This window comes from Crocosphaera sp. UHCC 0190 (assembly GCF_034932065.1).
GTDB lineage: Bacteria > Cyanobacteriota > Cyanobacteriia > Cyanobacteriales > Microcystaceae > UHCC-0190.
The window spans coordinates 264,636-280,828 of the sequence record NZ_JAYGHP010000002.1 but is presented as its reverse complement, the minus strand read 5'-3'; the positions used below and the strand labels follow the sequence as shown (position 1 = coordinate 280,828).

13 protein-coding genes are annotated in these 16,193 nt (G+C 38.9%); 3 read left to right on the top strand and 10 right to left on the bottom strand.

Annotation, left to right across the window (positions count from 1 at the left end; translation table 11 throughout):
• Nucleotides 1-144: 144 nt before the first annotated feature.
• The 4 genes from VB715_RS04455 to VB715_RS04440 all read right to left on the bottom strand — a co-directional run bounded on the left by VB715_RS04455 (nucleotide 145) and on the right by VB715_RS04440 (nucleotide 7,787).
• Nucleotides 145-1,848 carry an ABC-ATPase domain-containing protein gene (locus VB715_RS04455; RefSeq protein ID WP_323299987.1) on the bottom strand — a complete coding sequence of 568 codons (1,704 nt, stop codon included), beginning with the start codon at nucleotides 1,846-1,848 and terminating at the stop codon, nucleotides 145-147.
• A 35-nt stretch (nucleotides 1,849-1,883) separates the two neighbouring features.
• Nucleotides 1,884-4,103 carry a bifunctional serine/threonine-protein kinase/formylglycine-generating enzyme family protein gene (locus tag VB715_RS04450; RefSeq protein ID WP_323299986.1) on the bottom strand — a complete coding sequence of 740 codons (2,220 nt, stop codon included), beginning with the start codon at nucleotides 4,101-4,103 and terminating at the stop codon, nucleotides 1,884-1,886.
• Nucleotides 4,104-4,162: 59 nt separating this feature from the next.
• Nucleotides 4,163-5,215: a class 1 fructose-bisphosphatase gene (gene fbp / locus VB715_RS04445; protein ID WP_323299985.1), complete on the bottom strand. Its 1,053-nt coding sequence runs from the start codon at nucleotides 5,213-5,215 to the stop codon at nucleotides 4,163-4,165.
• 250 nt (nucleotides 5,216-5,465) lie between these two features.
• Nucleotides 5,466-7,787 carry a diguanylate cyclase gene (locus VB715_RS04440; RefSeq protein WP_323299984.1) on the bottom strand — a complete coding sequence of 774 codons (2,322 nt, stop codon included), beginning with the start codon at nucleotides 7,785-7,787 and terminating at the stop codon, nucleotides 5,466-5,468.
• 267 nt (nucleotides 7,788-8,054) lie between these two features.
• On the opposite strand from VB715_RS04440, the gene VB715_RS04435 reads away from it, so the two are divergent.
• Both VB715_RS04435 and VB715_RS04430 read left to right on the top strand, forming a co-directional pair.
• Nucleotides 8,055-9,002 (top strand): NAD(P)H-dependent glycerol-3-phosphate dehydrogenase, encoded by a 948-nt coding sequence (locus VB715_RS04435; RefSeq protein WP_323299983.1) that lies wholly within the window; start codon nucleotides 8,055-8,057, stop codon nucleotides 9,000-9,002.
• 92 nt (nucleotides 9,003-9,094) lie between these two features.
• Entirely contained in the window at nucleotides 9,095-10,444 is a 1,350-nt protein-coding gene (locus VB715_RS04430) for an MFS transporter (RefSeq protein ID WP_323299982.1), read from the top strand.
• A gap of 109 nt (nucleotides 10,445-10,553) precedes the next feature.
• Here VB715_RS04430 and VB715_RS04425 read toward each other — a convergent pair whose 3' ends face one another.
• The 6 genes from VB715_RS04425 to VB715_RS04400 form a co-directional block, all read right to left on the bottom strand.
• The gene (locus VB715_RS04425) at nucleotides 10,554-10,889 is read right to left on the bottom strand and encodes a hypothetical protein (protein ID WP_323299981.1); all 336 of its coding nucleotides are present in this window, start codon (nucleotides 10,887-10,889) and stop codon (nucleotides 10,554-10,556) included.
• Nucleotides 10,890-11,029: 140 nt separating this feature from the next.
• Nucleotides 11,030-11,776: a fatty acid desaturase gene (locus VB715_RS04420; protein ID WP_323299980.1), complete on the bottom strand. Its 747-nt coding sequence runs from the start codon at nucleotides 11,774-11,776 to the stop codon at nucleotides 11,030-11,032.
• Between the two features lie 104 nt (nucleotides 11,777-11,880).
• Nucleotides 11,881-12,843 carry an orange carotenoid-binding protein gene (locus tag VB715_RS04415; protein WP_323299979.1) on the bottom strand — a complete coding sequence of 321 codons (963 nt, stop codon included), beginning with the start codon at nucleotides 12,841-12,843 and terminating at the stop codon, nucleotides 11,881-11,883.
• A 116-nt stretch (nucleotides 12,844-12,959) separates the two neighbouring features.
• The gene (locus VB715_RS04410) at nucleotides 12,960-13,628 is read right to left on the bottom strand and encodes a glycoside hydrolase family protein (protein ID WP_323299978.1); all 669 of its coding nucleotides are present in this window, start codon (nucleotides 13,626-13,628) and stop codon (nucleotides 12,960-12,962) included.
• A 39-nt stretch (nucleotides 13,629-13,667) separates the two neighbouring features.
• Nucleotides 13,668-14,006 carry a DUF4870 domain-containing protein gene (locus VB715_RS04405; RefSeq protein ID WP_323299977.1) on the bottom strand — a complete coding sequence of 113 codons (339 nt, stop codon included), beginning with the start codon at nucleotides 14,004-14,006 and terminating at the stop codon, nucleotides 13,668-13,670.
• Between the two features lie 82 nt (nucleotides 14,007-14,088).
• Entirely contained in the window at nucleotides 14,089-15,357 is a 1,269-nt protein-coding gene (locus tag VB715_RS04400) for an aspartate aminotransferase family protein (RefSeq protein ID WP_323299976.1), read from the bottom strand.
• Between the two features lie 193 nt (nucleotides 15,358-15,550).
• Between VB715_RS04400 and tsaB the strand changes: the two genes are divergently transcribed.
• Nucleotides 15,551-16,192 (top strand): tRNA (adenosine(37)-N6)-threonylcarbamoyltransferase complex dimerization subunit type 1 TsaB, encoded by a 642-nt coding sequence (tsaB, locus tag VB715_RS04395; RefSeq protein WP_323299975.1) that lies wholly within the window; start codon nucleotides 15,551-15,553, stop codon nucleotides 16,190-16,192.
• Nucleotide 16,193 lies beyond the last annotated feature (1 nt).

Sequence of the window (16,193 nt, the reverse complement as noted above, 5' to 3'; positions counted from 1 at the left end):
ATGTGGTTTTAGCTGGCTTTTTAAGTTAATATTTGGGGCTATTTCATTCTTCCTGATGCTGAACCCTTTAGGGTTCAGCTATTATCACTAAGCCCGCCTTCGCTGGCTTCATTCCTATAACCCCAGGCTTTAGACTGAGGGAATTTAAGGTACTTTTAAAGATCGTAAACGGTTTAGGGCTGCAGCTAATTCAAAGCGACGAAATAACACAAAATCTCCCTGAGGAAACTCACTTAAAATATCTAAGCCTTTACTATCAATATCTATCATAACATGAGCTAAAATTTCTGGCAAGGTATTTTGACGATTCATGTATTTATTTTTAGCATAAATAATCGCTGCAGCGATGGCGCGTAATTGCCCTGATTCAACAATTTGTTCAACAGCAGTTAAGTCAATATCTTCTGTCCCAAAAACCACTTCATCTACATCCCTAACTTTCACTTTAACGTCTCGTCTTCCTCGACTGGGATCAATACTTTCAGGAAGGGGAATTCTAGGGGTGATTTTACCGAATTCTTGACCTCCTTCTATTAATCTTTCATTGGGAGTTTGTTGAGCAATTAGTTTAGCTTTTTCTGTAACATCATGAGGTTGAAAATTTTCCATTGCGATGACAGTATTAGCGACATCAAAATAGTCACCACTTCCTCCCATAACTAATATGGTAGATACTCCATATTCTGTATATAATTGTTGAATTTTATCAATAAATGGCGTAATGGGTTCCTTCTCTTTTGCAATTAACTGTTGCATTCTGCGATCGCGGATCATAAAATTGGTAGCAGCCGTATCTTCGTCTACTAATAACACTTGAGTTCCGACTTCTAATGCCTCAATAATATTCGCTGCTTGGGAAGTGCTACCACTGGCATTTGTACTTGAAAAATGATCTGTTGAACGCTGTTGAGGCAACTGATTAATAAATGGTGAAATATTTACTCCTACAATACTTCTACCATCTTCTGCTCTTATTTTTACCGATGATGGATCGCTGACTACGAATTCTCTACCATCCCCAGGAATATGATTATAAATTCCTAATTCTATGGCCCGTAATAAGGTAGATTTACCATGATAACCACCGCCAACAATGACAGTAATACCTTGAGGAATTCCCAGTCCTTTTATCAATCCTTGGTTGGGACAATTAAAAGACACTTCTAGAGATTTAGGAGACTGAAAGGGGATATAATTAGTTTCTAAAGCACGAGAATCAACACCACTTTGACGGGGTAAAATTGAGTTATTAGCAATAAAAGTAACTATTCTTTTTTCCTTTAATTCTTGACGTATCCAGTCCGCATCTTCTGTGGTTTGAACTTGTGTTTGAATAGCTTTTGCATCTAAGGCTTGATATTTCAAAGCTTGCTCAACAATATTAGGAATATCTTCACATAACATTTGAGCCGCTTGACGACCTAAAATACTGCGTCCTCTGGCGGGAAGTCCCACAAAAAAACGAATTTCTATCTCTTTATTATTGACAGTTGCTGCTGTTCTTTTTAATATTTCCTGTCCGACTTTAACAATACTAATTAGACCACTTTTTCCCGTTCCCCGACGACTACTTAATTGTTCACAAGTTTGATGAAATTGACGGATTAAATAATCTTCTAAGGCGATTCTTCTGCTATCAGTTTGATAAAGAATAGCAGGAAATTTAGCGACAGCTTGAGGAATTTTTATAATCAGTTTACTAGGAGAAGCAAAGGGATCGCCTTGCACGTGTTCAATGATTAAGGTAAAATCAGGAAATTGATAACTTCCCTTAATATCTTTATAAGCTTTATAACCCCTGGCATCTATTTTTAATAGGTGATTATATAAGTCTTGATTGTCCATCATAAATAATCTCAAATAAAGAAGGATAAAGGATTATTTTATGGTTTTTTTCCAAAATTATACACAACTCGAAACCCATGATAATAGCTACGATGATTACGTTGCACTTTGTTACGGGTTGCGGAACGACAATAAAAAGGAAAACCACCCCAAGAACCACCACGCATAGGTGAATCTTGCTCATTTCCATCTAACCAAATACTACCATCTGTTGGGGCATTTTTGTAATTTTCATGCCAAGTATCTGCACACCATTCCCACACATTACCGTGCAGATCATATAAACCAAAATTATTGGGAGAAAATTGACCAACTTCTGTAGTTTGTTGACGATAATTTCCAAGGGGTTCTTGTTGATAAGTTGTGCGACTGTTATAATTAGCTAATTCACGGGTAATGGTTTCACCAAAATAGAAGGGAGGATAGGTTTCTTCCCCATCAATTCCTCGATAATGACTGGGGTTAAGAATAGCACGACAAGCATATTCCCATTGTGCTTCACTGGGTAATGTAACATCTATTCCTATCGTTTGAGATAGCTTTTCACAAAATTCTAAACAATCATAAAAAGAAATGTTTTCAATCGGTCTATTTTTCCCTTTAAAATGAGCAGGATTATTTCCCATTATCATCTCCCATTGTGCTTGAGTAATAGGATATTTACCCATACAAAAAGAAGCAACTGTTACCCAATGTCTAGGTTGTTCAGTTTTACTATCTCGACTTTCTAATTTAGGACAACCCATGAAAAATTTACCCCCTTTAATTGCAACCATATCCAAGGTAACACCTTGTCCTAAGTCAATGCTAAATGACTGATTTTCTTGCCTTTGACGGTTAATAATTTCCCCTTTTTTATTAACGGTAATGACTTCAAATTGAAAGTTTTTAGGGGAACTAATGCGGTTTTTGTCTGGTTTTCTTGGGGGGGTAGGTGTGGGAGGTTGGGAAAGTGTGGGAGGTTGGGAAAGTGTGGGAGGTGTGGGAGGTGTGGGAGGTGTGGGAGGTTGGGAAAGTGTGGGAGGTTGGGAAAGTGTGGGAGGTGTGGGAGGTGTGGGTAATTTATTCCTTTTCAAGGGATTAAATAATAATATCCCTAACCTGAAAATGAGAATTCCTAAACTTATCAAAGCTACATAATTAAATGATTTTTCCCAGAGAGTTAAAGACGGAGAAGATGAAGAATAAAAAACTAATTTTATAGACCAAGTTATGACAAGTCCTAAACTTACCCAGGCGGTATAATCAAGTAATTTCTCCCATTTTCTTAAACTATTTTTAAGGGTTGTTTCAGTTTGAGTTAATGCTGAGGATGATGTTTCAGTAATAACTAAAGGTTGAGATAAAGAAGCAGATAAATTTAACGCTTGTAAAATTTCCTGAGCATTATCATAACGATCTTGAGCCAAATGTTGTAACATTTTATCTAAAATATTCCCCAAGTTTCCATCAATTTTTCGCCCTTGTTTTTCTAAAATCTCTCGCCATAACCAACTGGCAGTATTACTATCATAAATTAGGTCATTTTGATTACTTTCAGAGGGTAAACATCCGGTGAGTAAACGGACACAAGTTGCCCCTAAACTATAGATATCACTACTTGGTTGAGGATGACCCGTCATTTGTTCTATAGAAGCATAACCAGGGGTATAAATTAATGTTCCAATGGTTTTAGAAACTTCTTTAACACCACCAAAATCAATTAAAACTAATTTATGATCTTGATGACGACGCATAATATTATCAGGTTTAATATCTCGATGTAATAAGTTTCTTTGATGGAGATAATCTAAAACAGGTAGTAAATCTTGTAATAAGGATTTAATTTTTTCTTCCCTAAAGTTTCCCTCTCGCTCAAATTCACTAATTAAGTCATCTCCCTCGATATATTCTTCAACTAAATAGAGAGAATTTCCCTCTTCAAAATGATCATAAATAGCGGGAATTTGCTCATGTTTTAAGGTGTCTAATATTTCTGCTTCCCGTTTAAATAATTCTTGTGCTGTTGCTAAAGCTTTTCCTTGGATAGCAGCAATGAATTTTTTTAAAACCCGTTTTCTACCCCGAAAATTTTGGTCTTCTACTAAATAAGTTCGGCCAAAAGTTCCCTCTCCTAAAACCTGAAGAACTTGATAGCGATCGCGGAATTGATAACCGAGAGTAGTTTGGGCTAATTCTTGACCACACCCTTGACAATATTGGTGAGTATTCGGGTTATCAGGAGAGGGACAAGTTGGGTTAAGACAATAAAGAGACATGATGTTAGCAGTCAGAATTCCGTAGGGGCATAATATATTATGCCTCTACTTGTATTTTTTTATTGCCCTTCACCACCCCGACGCTTATGATCGAGAATAAATGATTCTACCAGGCTAACATCTTCTTTAGAACCAATCACTAAAGGACTTCTCGCATGAAGTTTATTAGGAATAAGATCTAAGATAGGTTGTAACCCATCACTCGCTTTTCCTCCTGCTTGTTCTATCAAAAACGCTAAGGGTGCAGTTTCATAAAGTAAGCGTAATTTTCCTTCAGGTTTCTTAATAGTACCAGGGTATAAAAACACACCCCCTTGCATCAAAATTCGGTGAATATCTCCTACTAATGCCCCACTATAACGGGCAGTATAACCTTCATGACGATGAACATAACGAGTGTAGTCTCTAATCGCTTCATCCCACTGCCAAAAATTCCCTTCATTGGTACTATAAACAGGCCCATGGTCGGGGATTTTAATATTTTCTTGGGCCAAAATAAACTCCCCTAAACTGGGGTCAAGCAAGAAAGAATGAACCCCATGACCAATAGAATAAACCAACATGGTAGAAGGGCCATAAACAATATAACCTGCGGCTAATTGTTCCCGTCCATTTTGCAATAAATCACTACCTTCTCCGTCTAAATCTTCCCCTACTTGTTGACGAATAGCAAAGATTGATCCCACACTCAAATTAATATCAACATTGGATGATCCATCAATCGGATCATATAGCAAAGTATAACGACCAATGGGACAATTTTCAGGGATATAATAGGGTTTATCCATCTCCTCAGAAGCAAGACGACAAACTAACCCACTTTGCTTAAAAACGGAGATAAACACATCATTAGCAAAGATATCCATCTTTTTGACGGACTCTCCTTGCACATTGGTTTCTCCGGTAAACCCTAACACATCAGCCATTAAACCGGCCCGACTGAGACGACGGGCGATTAACTTGCCAGCCAGGGCAATGCGGTTCATAATAGCACTGAGATCCTGTGCTTCAGGGGAAAAACTCTTGAGTTGCTGTAAAACGTGGCGGGAAAGAGTGGTACAGTCGCGGTCAAGGCTATGTTCAGGAATTACGAGGGGCTGTAAACTTGTCATAATGAAGTCAGAATTTCAGAATATCAATTGGGTGTAGGGTGTAGGGACACCGCTTTAATTCAGAAGTCAACTGTTTGACTTCACAAATGTTATTACCGATCTTAATCAAAAATAGTTGAAACTGCGGATAACTTTAGACTAGCTTCAGGTTAGGTTAATAATTAATAGCTGTTCACCATGAACAATTTATCAATGTTATCTTAGAAAAGTTAAAAAATTAAGGTTAGCGGTTGTGGCGGAGGTTAAATATTTAAGTGGCCATCACCACACAATCTCTTCCTTGGGCTTTAGCTTGATATAAAGCTGCATCTGCATTCGATAACAGTTGAGAGACAGTCATCCCTTTTTCGGGATAACTTGCAACCCCAAAAGAAGCCGTAATTTGTCGTAAATGTTGCCCTTGATATTTAACAATTAATTGTTTAATTCCTTGACGAAGTTCTTCGGCCCGATATTGGCTTTCTTCTAGACTAGCATCAGGCAAAATTAAGGTTAATTCTTCTCCGCCATAGCGACAAGCAATATCAGAACCCCGAACACTTTTTTGTAAAAATTCTCCTACCACCCGCAACACGATATCACCAGCTTCATGACTATAATCATCGTTAAAGCGTTTAAAATGATCGATATCCACCATAATCACCCCTAGAGTTTGTTGGTGGCGTTTGGCCCTTGACAATTCCCGTTCTAAAGAAGCCTCTAAATAACGACGGTTAAACAGTCCCATTAAGGGGTCACGGATACATTCTTGTTGTAAGGTTTCCCTTAATTTTAAGTTGCCTAATGCTAAGGCTAAATGTTCCGCAACCGTCGCCACAAATTGTTGTTTTTCCTCTGATAAAAAGGTTTTTTTGCGATCATATAAATAAATTAATCCCAAGGTTTCTCCCCTTGCTGTCATCGGTAAACAAAGGGAAGCATTTTTGTTAGGACTGTTCATGTCAACATGGGAACATAACAAACCACAACCACTATGAACTGTGTGCAAACGTCCTCGTCTCAAGGCCCAGCAATCATTGGGAGAAAAGACTAATTCACTATTAGTTTGTACTCCCCAAGTTGTCATCGCTTCCATGAGTTTATTGTCTTGATTAAATACAAAAATTGACCCTGAAACCCCTTGAAATAAACGAGGAACTTGCATTTTTAAAAGCTTTTGAGCTTCATCTAGAGAAAGACAAGCTTGTAATAATTCAATGGTTTCTCCTAACATCACAATATCGTGATTAACTATCTCTAATTGTTTGACAGATGCCTTTAATTTGCTATTAGTTTGTTTTAACTCTTTCTCAAATCGTTTGCGTTCGGTAATATCCGTCGCCGTAATCACAATCCCGATAATTTGCTTATTTTTGTCACAAATTCCATCAGCATGAAGGCAAAGCTGTCTCTTTTGACCTTTAGGAGAACGAATCCCTAATTCACCACGCCAGGAATTACTGCCTTCAGCAATGGCATTAATTACAGTTTGATAACGAAAATAATCTTGATCACAAAATATTTTTTTCAAACCGCCCATCTCGTTCAAAGTGTCTGGTGTATAGCCAAACAATTCCACAAAAGCAGGATTATGATAGAGAGATTTCCCCTTTTTATCGAGAATACTAATCGCTTCACTCGAACTTTCCACCGCCGTACTAATTTGTAATAGAGTCTCTTCTAATTTTTTATGTTCAGTAATATCAATACAAGACCCAATATAACCGACAAATTCCCCTTCAGATGTCAAGCGAGGAACCCCACGACTTAATAACCAACGATAGTTACCATCAAAATGCTTCAGGCGGAATTTTTGTTCAAAACTAGCTGGTTTTTTAAAGGCGTTTAAATAGGTTTTTAAATAACTAGATTTATCCTCAGGATGTAGATTTTTTTGCCAACCGTCGTTTAATTGTTCTTCTAAAGATTGTCCTGTGAAAGTTAACCAAGGTTGACTGACAAAGGTAAATTCTCCTTGGGTTCCTGCCATCCAAATTAACACTGGGGCTGTGTCGGCCAGGAGGCGAAATCGCTCTTCACTTTCTTTGAGGGCCGCTTCTGCCTCTTGACGTTCCGTTACATCTCTTAAAGAGGCTAAATATGCAGTTTCTTGATTCCAAGGAATTTTCGCCACTCGCATCTCTGCAATAATTAATTGCCCTGTAGGACGAAAAATCGTGATTTCTGTCTCATCATTACTGACAGGCATTCCTAAACAATGATTGATTAATTGATTCCCTGAACGGCCCAATAATTTTTCAGCGGCCGGATTGACAAATTGGATATAGCCTTCCTGGTTAACAATAATTAAAGCATCAGCTACCCCTTGCAAGATGATTTCAAAATCAGTTTTAGTATGATTTTGTTGGCTTAATACCTGAATTTCTTGCTTTTTTGCCTTTAATTCCTGTTTTAATTGTTGATTCTCCGCTATTAATTGGGCAATTAATTGTTGTTTACTGTCCTCTCTCGATTGATGGAACCCCACGGTTTTCTGCCCCGACACTGATTGATTCTCCGTTTCAGGTTGTTTTTGAGAGGGAGAAGTCTCAGACACCAAGATGTCTAATCGGTGGTTGGGTTGGAATTTCATGATTTTTAGGGGTCAACAGGAGTTTGCTCTTCATTATCGAGTCTCACAAGGAAACACAGATTAAATTTTAGAGTATTTTTATTTTATCAACAACCATCAACTAGCGGTTAGTTGTTTGGTTATATCTAAAAATCAAGTAAGCTTGTTACTTTAAAAGACAGTTATATCATAGTGCTATAATAAGGGGGATGATTGAGAAATAGCTGTAGACGCTAACCTAAAATATTAGAGCGACCCTGAAAAGTTGTTAGTAATAAACCAAATTCCATGACGAATAAAAAGATTAACTTAACCATCATCGGTGCAGGATTATGGGGACAAGCATTAGCCACCTTAGCCAAATATAATGATCAGAATAATGTCCGAATCTGGTCACGAAAAAGTACAGAATCTTTAGCCGATATTGTTCAGGAAGCATCGGTCATTGTTTCTGCAGTTTCCATGAAAGGGGTAAGACCGACTATTGAGAAACTTCAAGCCTTAAAAATTCCCGAAGAAACCATTTTTGTCAGTGCAACAAAAGGATTAGATCCTGTTACAACCTTAACCCCTTCTCAAATTTGGCAAGAAACCTTTCCTACCCATCCCGTGGTGGTATTATCAGGGCCCAATTTATCAGAAGAAATTAAAAAAGGACTGCCCGCGGCCACCGTTGTTTCTAGTGAGAATATAACCGCCGCAGAAACTGTGCAAGAAATCTTTTCATCGGATATTTTTCGGGTTTACGTGAACAATGATCCCATCGGTACAGAATTAGGAGGAACCCTGAAAAATGTCATGGCGATCGCTTCTGGGGTTTGTGATGGCTTACAGTTAGGAACTAATGCCAAATCTGCCCTATTAACCCGTGCGTTACCGGAAATGATTCGTGTCGGAATGGAATTAGGAGCTTCCCCAGAAACTTTCTTTGGCCTATCAGGATTGGGGGATTTAATGGCAACTTGTGATAGTTCTTTATCCCGTAATTATCGCGTCGGTTATGGTCTTTCTCAAGGGAAAACCTTAGAGGAAATTCTCCTAGATTTAAAAAGTACGGCAGAAGGGGTTAATACGGCGAATGTGTTGGTAGATTTAGCTAAGAAATACAGAATAGCCATTCCCATTTCCCGCCAAGTTTACCGACTGTTAAATGGCAAAATTACCGCACAAGAAGCTGTCCAAGAATTAATGGCCAGAGATCTTAAAGCGGAGTTTGATGACCTAGATTTTACTTAACTGAAGACTACCGAGTTGTTAAATCAGCCATTAGCTAAAAACCCAAAAAATCAGCTAATGGCTTCTTTGTTGTTGATTGAGATTATGAGATTATGACGGTTGTAAACCCCCAAAAAAGAACTCGAAATTTCTTAGAACTTTGGAACATGAGTTTTGGTTTTTTTGGCATCCAATATGGGTGGGCTTTACAAATGGCCAATACCAGTGCAATTTATGAATATTTAGGGGCTAATCCTGAACAAATTCCCTTACTTTGGTTAGCGGCCCCAGTAAGTGGTTTAATTGCTCAACCCATTATTGGTTATATGAGTGATCACACTTGGGGCCCTTTAGGCCGAAGAAGACCTTATTTTTTAGTCGGTGCAATTTTAAGTTCCTTGGCTTTAATCTTAATGCCTAACGCTTCAAACCTGTGGATAGCTGCTGGATTGTTGTGGATTTTAGACACATCAGTTAATATTAGTATGGAACCTTTTCGGGCTTTTATTGCTGATTTACTCCCCAAAAAACAGCATACAAAAGGCTTTGCCATGCAAAGCTTTTTTATCGGTTCAGGAGCCGTTATTGCCTCTCTTTCTCCCTGGATATTGACTCATTTATTCAACTTAAATAATCATTCTCCTGCACCGAATACCATTCCCCTTACTGTTAAAGTCTCTTTTTATATCGGGGCTTTTGTTTTTTTTAGTACCGTCCTTTGGACAGTATTAACGACAGAAGAAAAACCACCAAAAAATTTAGAAGCCTTACAAAAATCCGTAAAAAATCAAAGTATAGGCAATAAATTTCTGGAAATTTTTTCCTTAATTAAAGCCATGCCAAACACCATGAAACAATTGGCAATTGTGCAGTTTTTTACCTGGTTAGGTATCTTTTGTTTATTTTTGTATTTTCCCCCGGCCGTTGCTCATAATATCTTTGGAGCAGTCAACGAAAATTCAACCCTTTATACGGAAGGAATTGAATGGGCAGGAATTTGTATTGCTGTTTACAATGGGGTGTGTTTTCTCTTTTCTTGGCTGTTACCAAAACTAACAGAAATAACCAGTAAAAAAATCACCCATTCTGTTTGTTTATTGTGCGGCGGAGTGGGAATTATTTCCTTATTCTGGATAGAAAATCCCTATTTTATTCTGTTACCAATGGTCGGTTTTGGCATGGCTTGGTCAAGTACCTTAGCCATTCCCTATGCCCTGTTATCGCCGACGATTCCTGAGAAAAATATGGGACTATACATGGGACTTTTTAACGCCTTTATTGTTATTCCTCAAATTTTTGCTGCCCTTGGTTTAGGTTGGATTATGCACAATTTTTTAGGAAGTAATCGTCTACTTGTTGTTGTTTTAGGTGGCTTTTCTCTCATGGTAGCAGCTTTATTAATCCACAGTGTAGACGAGGCAGAATCAGTTAATAAAACTCAGCAAAAATTGAGTCTTTCTTAGAGGATAGGGAATAAGCTAAAACCCATTTAAAATGCGTTTTAGCAAGGCAAAAGGGAAGAGGGTTGTAGCCTTTTTTCTAGTGATCGCTTGATAAATTCCTGACACTAAATCAAATTAGAGAAAGTGCTTTTACCTTGGCGATCTTATCGGCACTCAATCCTTGTAATTCCCCAATTTCTAACCAGTCTTCTTTGAGCAATTGAGCAAAGACAAAAATTAACATCGAACTACGAAAATCATATTTACCATCGAGATCATGCCTTCTTGCACTGAGAAAATCATGCAGTTTCCATAGTTCATCTGGATTGGTCGCTTTTTGAGCTTGTTGTTTAACTTCTGCCATCATTGAAGCGACTTCACGACGATAGGCTGTATCAAAAGCAGCCTTGGCAACTTTTTCTTCTTGAGGTGACCATTGAGTTTCAGAAAGGGGCATTGTCAGCATTAATAGTTTTTTGAATTTATACAATCTAAGAACATTATTTTTCTGATCTAGCCGTCAAAGCATAGGCTACTAGATCCTCAAAAGTCGTGAGCTAGTGCTTATTGTCTATTGCCTATGGTATTGTGCTATATCAATGCTAATTATAATAGTTTTTGGTGACTTTGGGAAATGAAAGTTGCTTGAGGCAGTTGAAACCAAGGAATTTGGGGAAAAGCGTGGTGTTCTTGATGATAGAAGCCAAAGTGATAACAAGTTAGTAAGGACCAGCAATTCCCTAAAAAATGAGTGGGGTGCGCCCTGTTTGGCCAAGATATGGCTTTGCCATGAGGCAAATATGTCCCAAAAAAGAAAAGCTGAAGCGAACTCAAGACCAGAGGAACCAGGAAAAATAGTAATAAATTTAAGTAAGCAACATCAAATAAAGCATGAAAAAAGAGAGACAATAGAGCGATCGCCCCCAAAAATTTGATAAATTGGGCAACAGAAAAGTAACTGCACAGGAATTTACAATACCAAAAAATTGCCTGACAATGGACTCCATCATGGAAGTCAGGATCGCCAATTTGTGCCGGGTTTAAATGGTGATTTTGATGATTGTTTTGACAATTTTCATAGGACAAGCAAGCATATAAACTGACGGCTATTTGACCTATTTTTTGGTTGAGAAGAAGATTGTGAGGAACGAGATTGCCATGCATCGCATCATGGGCAAGGATAAATAACCCTGTGTGTAAAAAAGAGCGAACCCCTACTCCTACGGCGATCACCATCCAACTCATCTGGGTCAGGGGAAAAGCCATGAGGACAAGGCCACTGCTTAGCCACAATAAAAGAATAGCGATCGCCAGCCATAAACCCAAATATGATTCCTGTTTCTGTAATACCATGATTTCCGTTGTAGGTTGACAAAAAAGCGTCCCCTCTGAGGACGCTCTCATTTTAGTCAGCAGAAAAATTTGGAGATATCCCAGTCCAAATCGCCAACAAGTCTCTATTTACGCACCAAGTTTAAAAGTTCCTTGGCAGATGCCAATAAATCAACCGCAACAAAGAATATTTGGCCATCAGGATTTAACAGAAAACGCCAAGCAATATTCATGCCGACATTTGCACCAAACCAAGGGGTTTGACAAGTCCCAGTGACCTTAATTTGCAGGAAATCATCATTAGCTGGTTCACTCACACCCCGTTCAGGTACAAGTTTAAGATTTTGACATTCTTCTCTAAAGAAACGAAGTATAGATTCTTTTCCCACAATAGGGCGTTGGAAAGGCGGTTGGAGCGCACCATCTTCTGCAAACAATTTAATCAGGGCATCAAAATCATTGGCATTGAGATTGGTCATATATTGAATAATGGTGGGATTATCAATTCCTTCGATAGTCACCTTTTCGCGCTTAGAGACTTCCGTGGGTACAACGACAGGTTCAGATAGACGCTGATAGTCCTGAATCTTGTTCGGATCATAGCCCATGTCTACCACTGCATTTCTCAAAACAGTGATTTGCTGTCCGGGTTCAAGACTACAAATGGTTGCGAGAATTGCCGAAGCATTCGCAGAAAGTTGATAACCGGGAGGAATGGGAGCAACAAATCCTTCGGACATCCATTGACCTAGACGATACCAAAAGCCCAGCTTAATGTTGGCCGTCCATGTTGCATAGGTACGATTGATGGGGGTATCGATCCGATTGGCTAGATCGCACATGGCTTGGGATTGTTCCCTGAAGGACATTTCCTTAATCTGTGCCAAAGTCAATTCAGCAAACTGCATATTAGCCGCTCCAGGAGCCGCAATCGTAATGTTTTTTCCCATTTCTAAGTAAGCAAACCAAATCAACGCCAGTTGATCTTCTGCACTAAGCTGGTTAAAACGGGCTGTTGTTGCGGGAACAGCATCTGCGGCCAAGGTATTGGAAAAGATATTACGTGCTGTATCAACGGTGTAAGGCATAAATTACTCCATTAGATGCTGAATTTGACAGAAGAAAAAACTTTTTTCTTCGTCCAAAGTTTGTGATTAGGTCAAGTCTAACATGGTGAGTGATCGCTTATTAGGAGTATTTAGATTCAAAGTTCTTCTTGTAACATTTGCTGATAAATTTTAGGCAAATGGGAACTCATAGAATTGGTTTCAATACCATAGCCTAAACTTGTCCAAGTTCCTGATAGTAATCGTAATACCTCCTCAATTTTGCCGGCTTGCAATAATTGGGAAATATTCACTCCCCAGGCTTTCGGATCGCTTAACCAACGATAAACGACCTTATCTTGATATTCGGGTTCAAAACTGTAGGATTTCCACCAAAATAGTCCTGAAGAGTTGGGATGATATCGTTTAGCTTTGCTGGCCCAGGTAGTATTTAGGAATTGATATCGCCCGGCTGCGGTGGTACAGTTTCCTTGATTGGGGCCGGTTACAATCCTAATACAAATGTCAGGATGTTGGTCTAAATTCGAGACATATTGACCCCCATAGAGAACATGGTAAGGTTTGCTGACATTTGCCTCACTAGCAGTAATTGTCCGCATTAATGCCCGAATATAGGGATCGCCCCCTTTCATGACTAAGGGTTGAATTTTAGCGGTTGATTGGGTTTTAGGAAAAAGAGAAAAGGGATTAAAATCATGAATTGATGAGTATAATAACCAACCTCCTGTCATTAAAACAACAGAAGTAATAAAGGTTTGATAAATACGGCGAAATGGGTAATCATAGGGATTAGTATTTTTCCGCAAAACTCAACCTCAACAATATGTTTGATGATCGTGAAGATCTTATAAAACCCTAAAAATAAAAGGATAGCGAAAGATTTTATTCGGGTCACTTAATACCTGAATAATGGCAAGAATCGGCATAATTAAAGTAAAAATTCCTAAAATTCCTAACAATAGCCAACCAATAATAATTAAAGTAAGAATGCCAAAAATAATACCATAAAGCCAAATATTTAGGTGAAAGTTTAAGACTTCTTTGGCATTACTTTGAATGGTGGCATCATCAGAAATAAATAAAATAGCAATTGGGATACCAATTGAGACAACAGTCGCACTAAAAAAAATAGAACCGTGACATAAGGCAGACAATAACTTGCGTTTTGCTAATTCTTCACTCATAGAAAATTTTCTCAGAACTCACCACTTCTTATCATAATTAAGAGTGCGCTAATTGAGCAACGCACTCTTTCTTAATTAACCATTAACAAGCAGTTGCTGAACAGACTTTACTAATCGCTTTTTCAAGAATGGCGGCTGCTTGATTAACCTCTTCCTCAGACACAATTAAAGGCGGAACAAAGCGTAACACTTTTGGACCTGCCGGGGCTAATAATAACCCTTCTTCCATGGCCGCCTTAACAATATCAATAGCAGTAACAGACATCTCCTCATTGATTTCCATACCGTTAATTAATCCCCAACCTCGTACATCCGTAAATAGGGTAGGATCTTTTTGAGCGATCGCCCGCAATTTGCTGCGTAATTGTTCCCCACGGGCTTGTACATTGTGTAAGAGATGATCTTTTTCAATGGTGTGTAAAACAGTCAAAGCAGAAGCACAAGCAAAGGGGTTGCCGCCAAAGGTGCTGGCGTGGGTTCCTGGGGTAAACACATCGCAGAATTTTTTACACATCATGGCCCCAATGGGAATACCCCCGGCTAACCCTTTCGCGCTGGTAAAGATATCAGGTTCAACCCCCAAATTTTCATAGCCCCAAAGTTTTCCGGTGCGTCCCACTCCCACTTGGACTTCATCAAAGACCAAGAGAATATTATTCTCATCACAAATCTTTCTCAGACGCAAGAAATAATCCATATCACCAGGGCGCACTCCCCCTTCTCCTTGTAAGGGTTCTAACATGATTGCTGCTACCCGACGGTTGCCTTCATCAATATCAGCGATCGCGTGTTCAACGGCTTTGATATCATTGTAAGGAACATATTCAAATCCAGGCATCAAAGGGGCAAAATCCTGTTGATATTTGGGTTGTCCTGTGGCGGTAATGGTGGCTAAAGTTCGTCCATGAAAACTCCCTTTGGCGGTTAAAATAACCGGTTGCTCTAAAAAGTCGAGAACAGTATGGGCATATTTACGAATCAGTTTAATAGCTGCTTCGTTAGCTTCTGCCCCAGAATTACAGAAAAAGACCCGATCCGCGCAGGAATTTTCCACAATCCACTGAGCCAGTTCTCCTTGTTGGGGAATATAGTATAAATTGGAGACATGGTGTAGCTTTTGGATCTGTTGGGTTACTGTTTTAATTAGGGCAGGATGGGCATGGCCTAGGGTACAGGTGGCAATACCCGCCACAAAATCAAGATATTCCTTTCCTTCCGTGTCCCAAAGATGACAACCTTCTCCTCGTTCCATGGCGATAGGAAACCGCCCATAGGTGTGCATCACATAGGTGTCAAATTCATTGGTATCAAAGGCTTTAGCTGGCGTGTCTATTAGGGTGTTGTGACTCACGGTTAGCTCCTAGAAAAGTCGCGTTACGCTCTATGGGCAATTGTAATCAAAGTTAGGGATAACATTAGGATTTGTTTAGTTTTTCCCCAGATTCTATCTTAGCTAAATTCTCAATGATCAATACAAATTGCCTTACTTATCGGGGCATAGTAGTATATTTAAGCTCTGAGTTTTAAAGGCTTCTTCGTTGATTATGACCTTTCCCAATTTTCATCAATATGGTTTGGCGTTACATACTAGCAGTTCTCAACTCGGACTGAGTCTGAGTGACTTTGCTCAAGATACTTATACAAAAACTTGGGATTTAGATCGAGAATTATCTAATTATTTACATCAATATTTATTAGACTTTATTGACCAGAAAACTTGGCAGCATTTCAAGTTTATTGCTGTGGCGAAAGGGCCAGGCAGTTTTACCAGTAGCCGCATTGGTGTGGTAACAGCCCGAACTTTAGCCCAACAATTAAATATTCCTCTGTTTGGGGTTTCTACCTTAGCTGCTTTCGCTTGGTTTCATCAAGATAAATATGATATTAATTCCCCTATTCCGGTACAAATGAAAGCTTCAAGAGGTCAATTATATGGGGCAATTTATACTAAAAATACTGAGAATACAGGATTAAAAACAATATTAGAAGATTCCGTCATGATGCCGGAGGAATGGACACAAAAGTTACAGGATTTACAGATTTTTAGTCAACCTTTAATCACCCCATTAGCTTTAGGCATGACGGCTAATAGTGTATTAGAATTAGCTGATTATGACTGGCAACAGGGAAAACGCCCCCATTGGTCAGAGGTGATTCCTTTTTATGGAATGTCTGTGGTTACTTAAT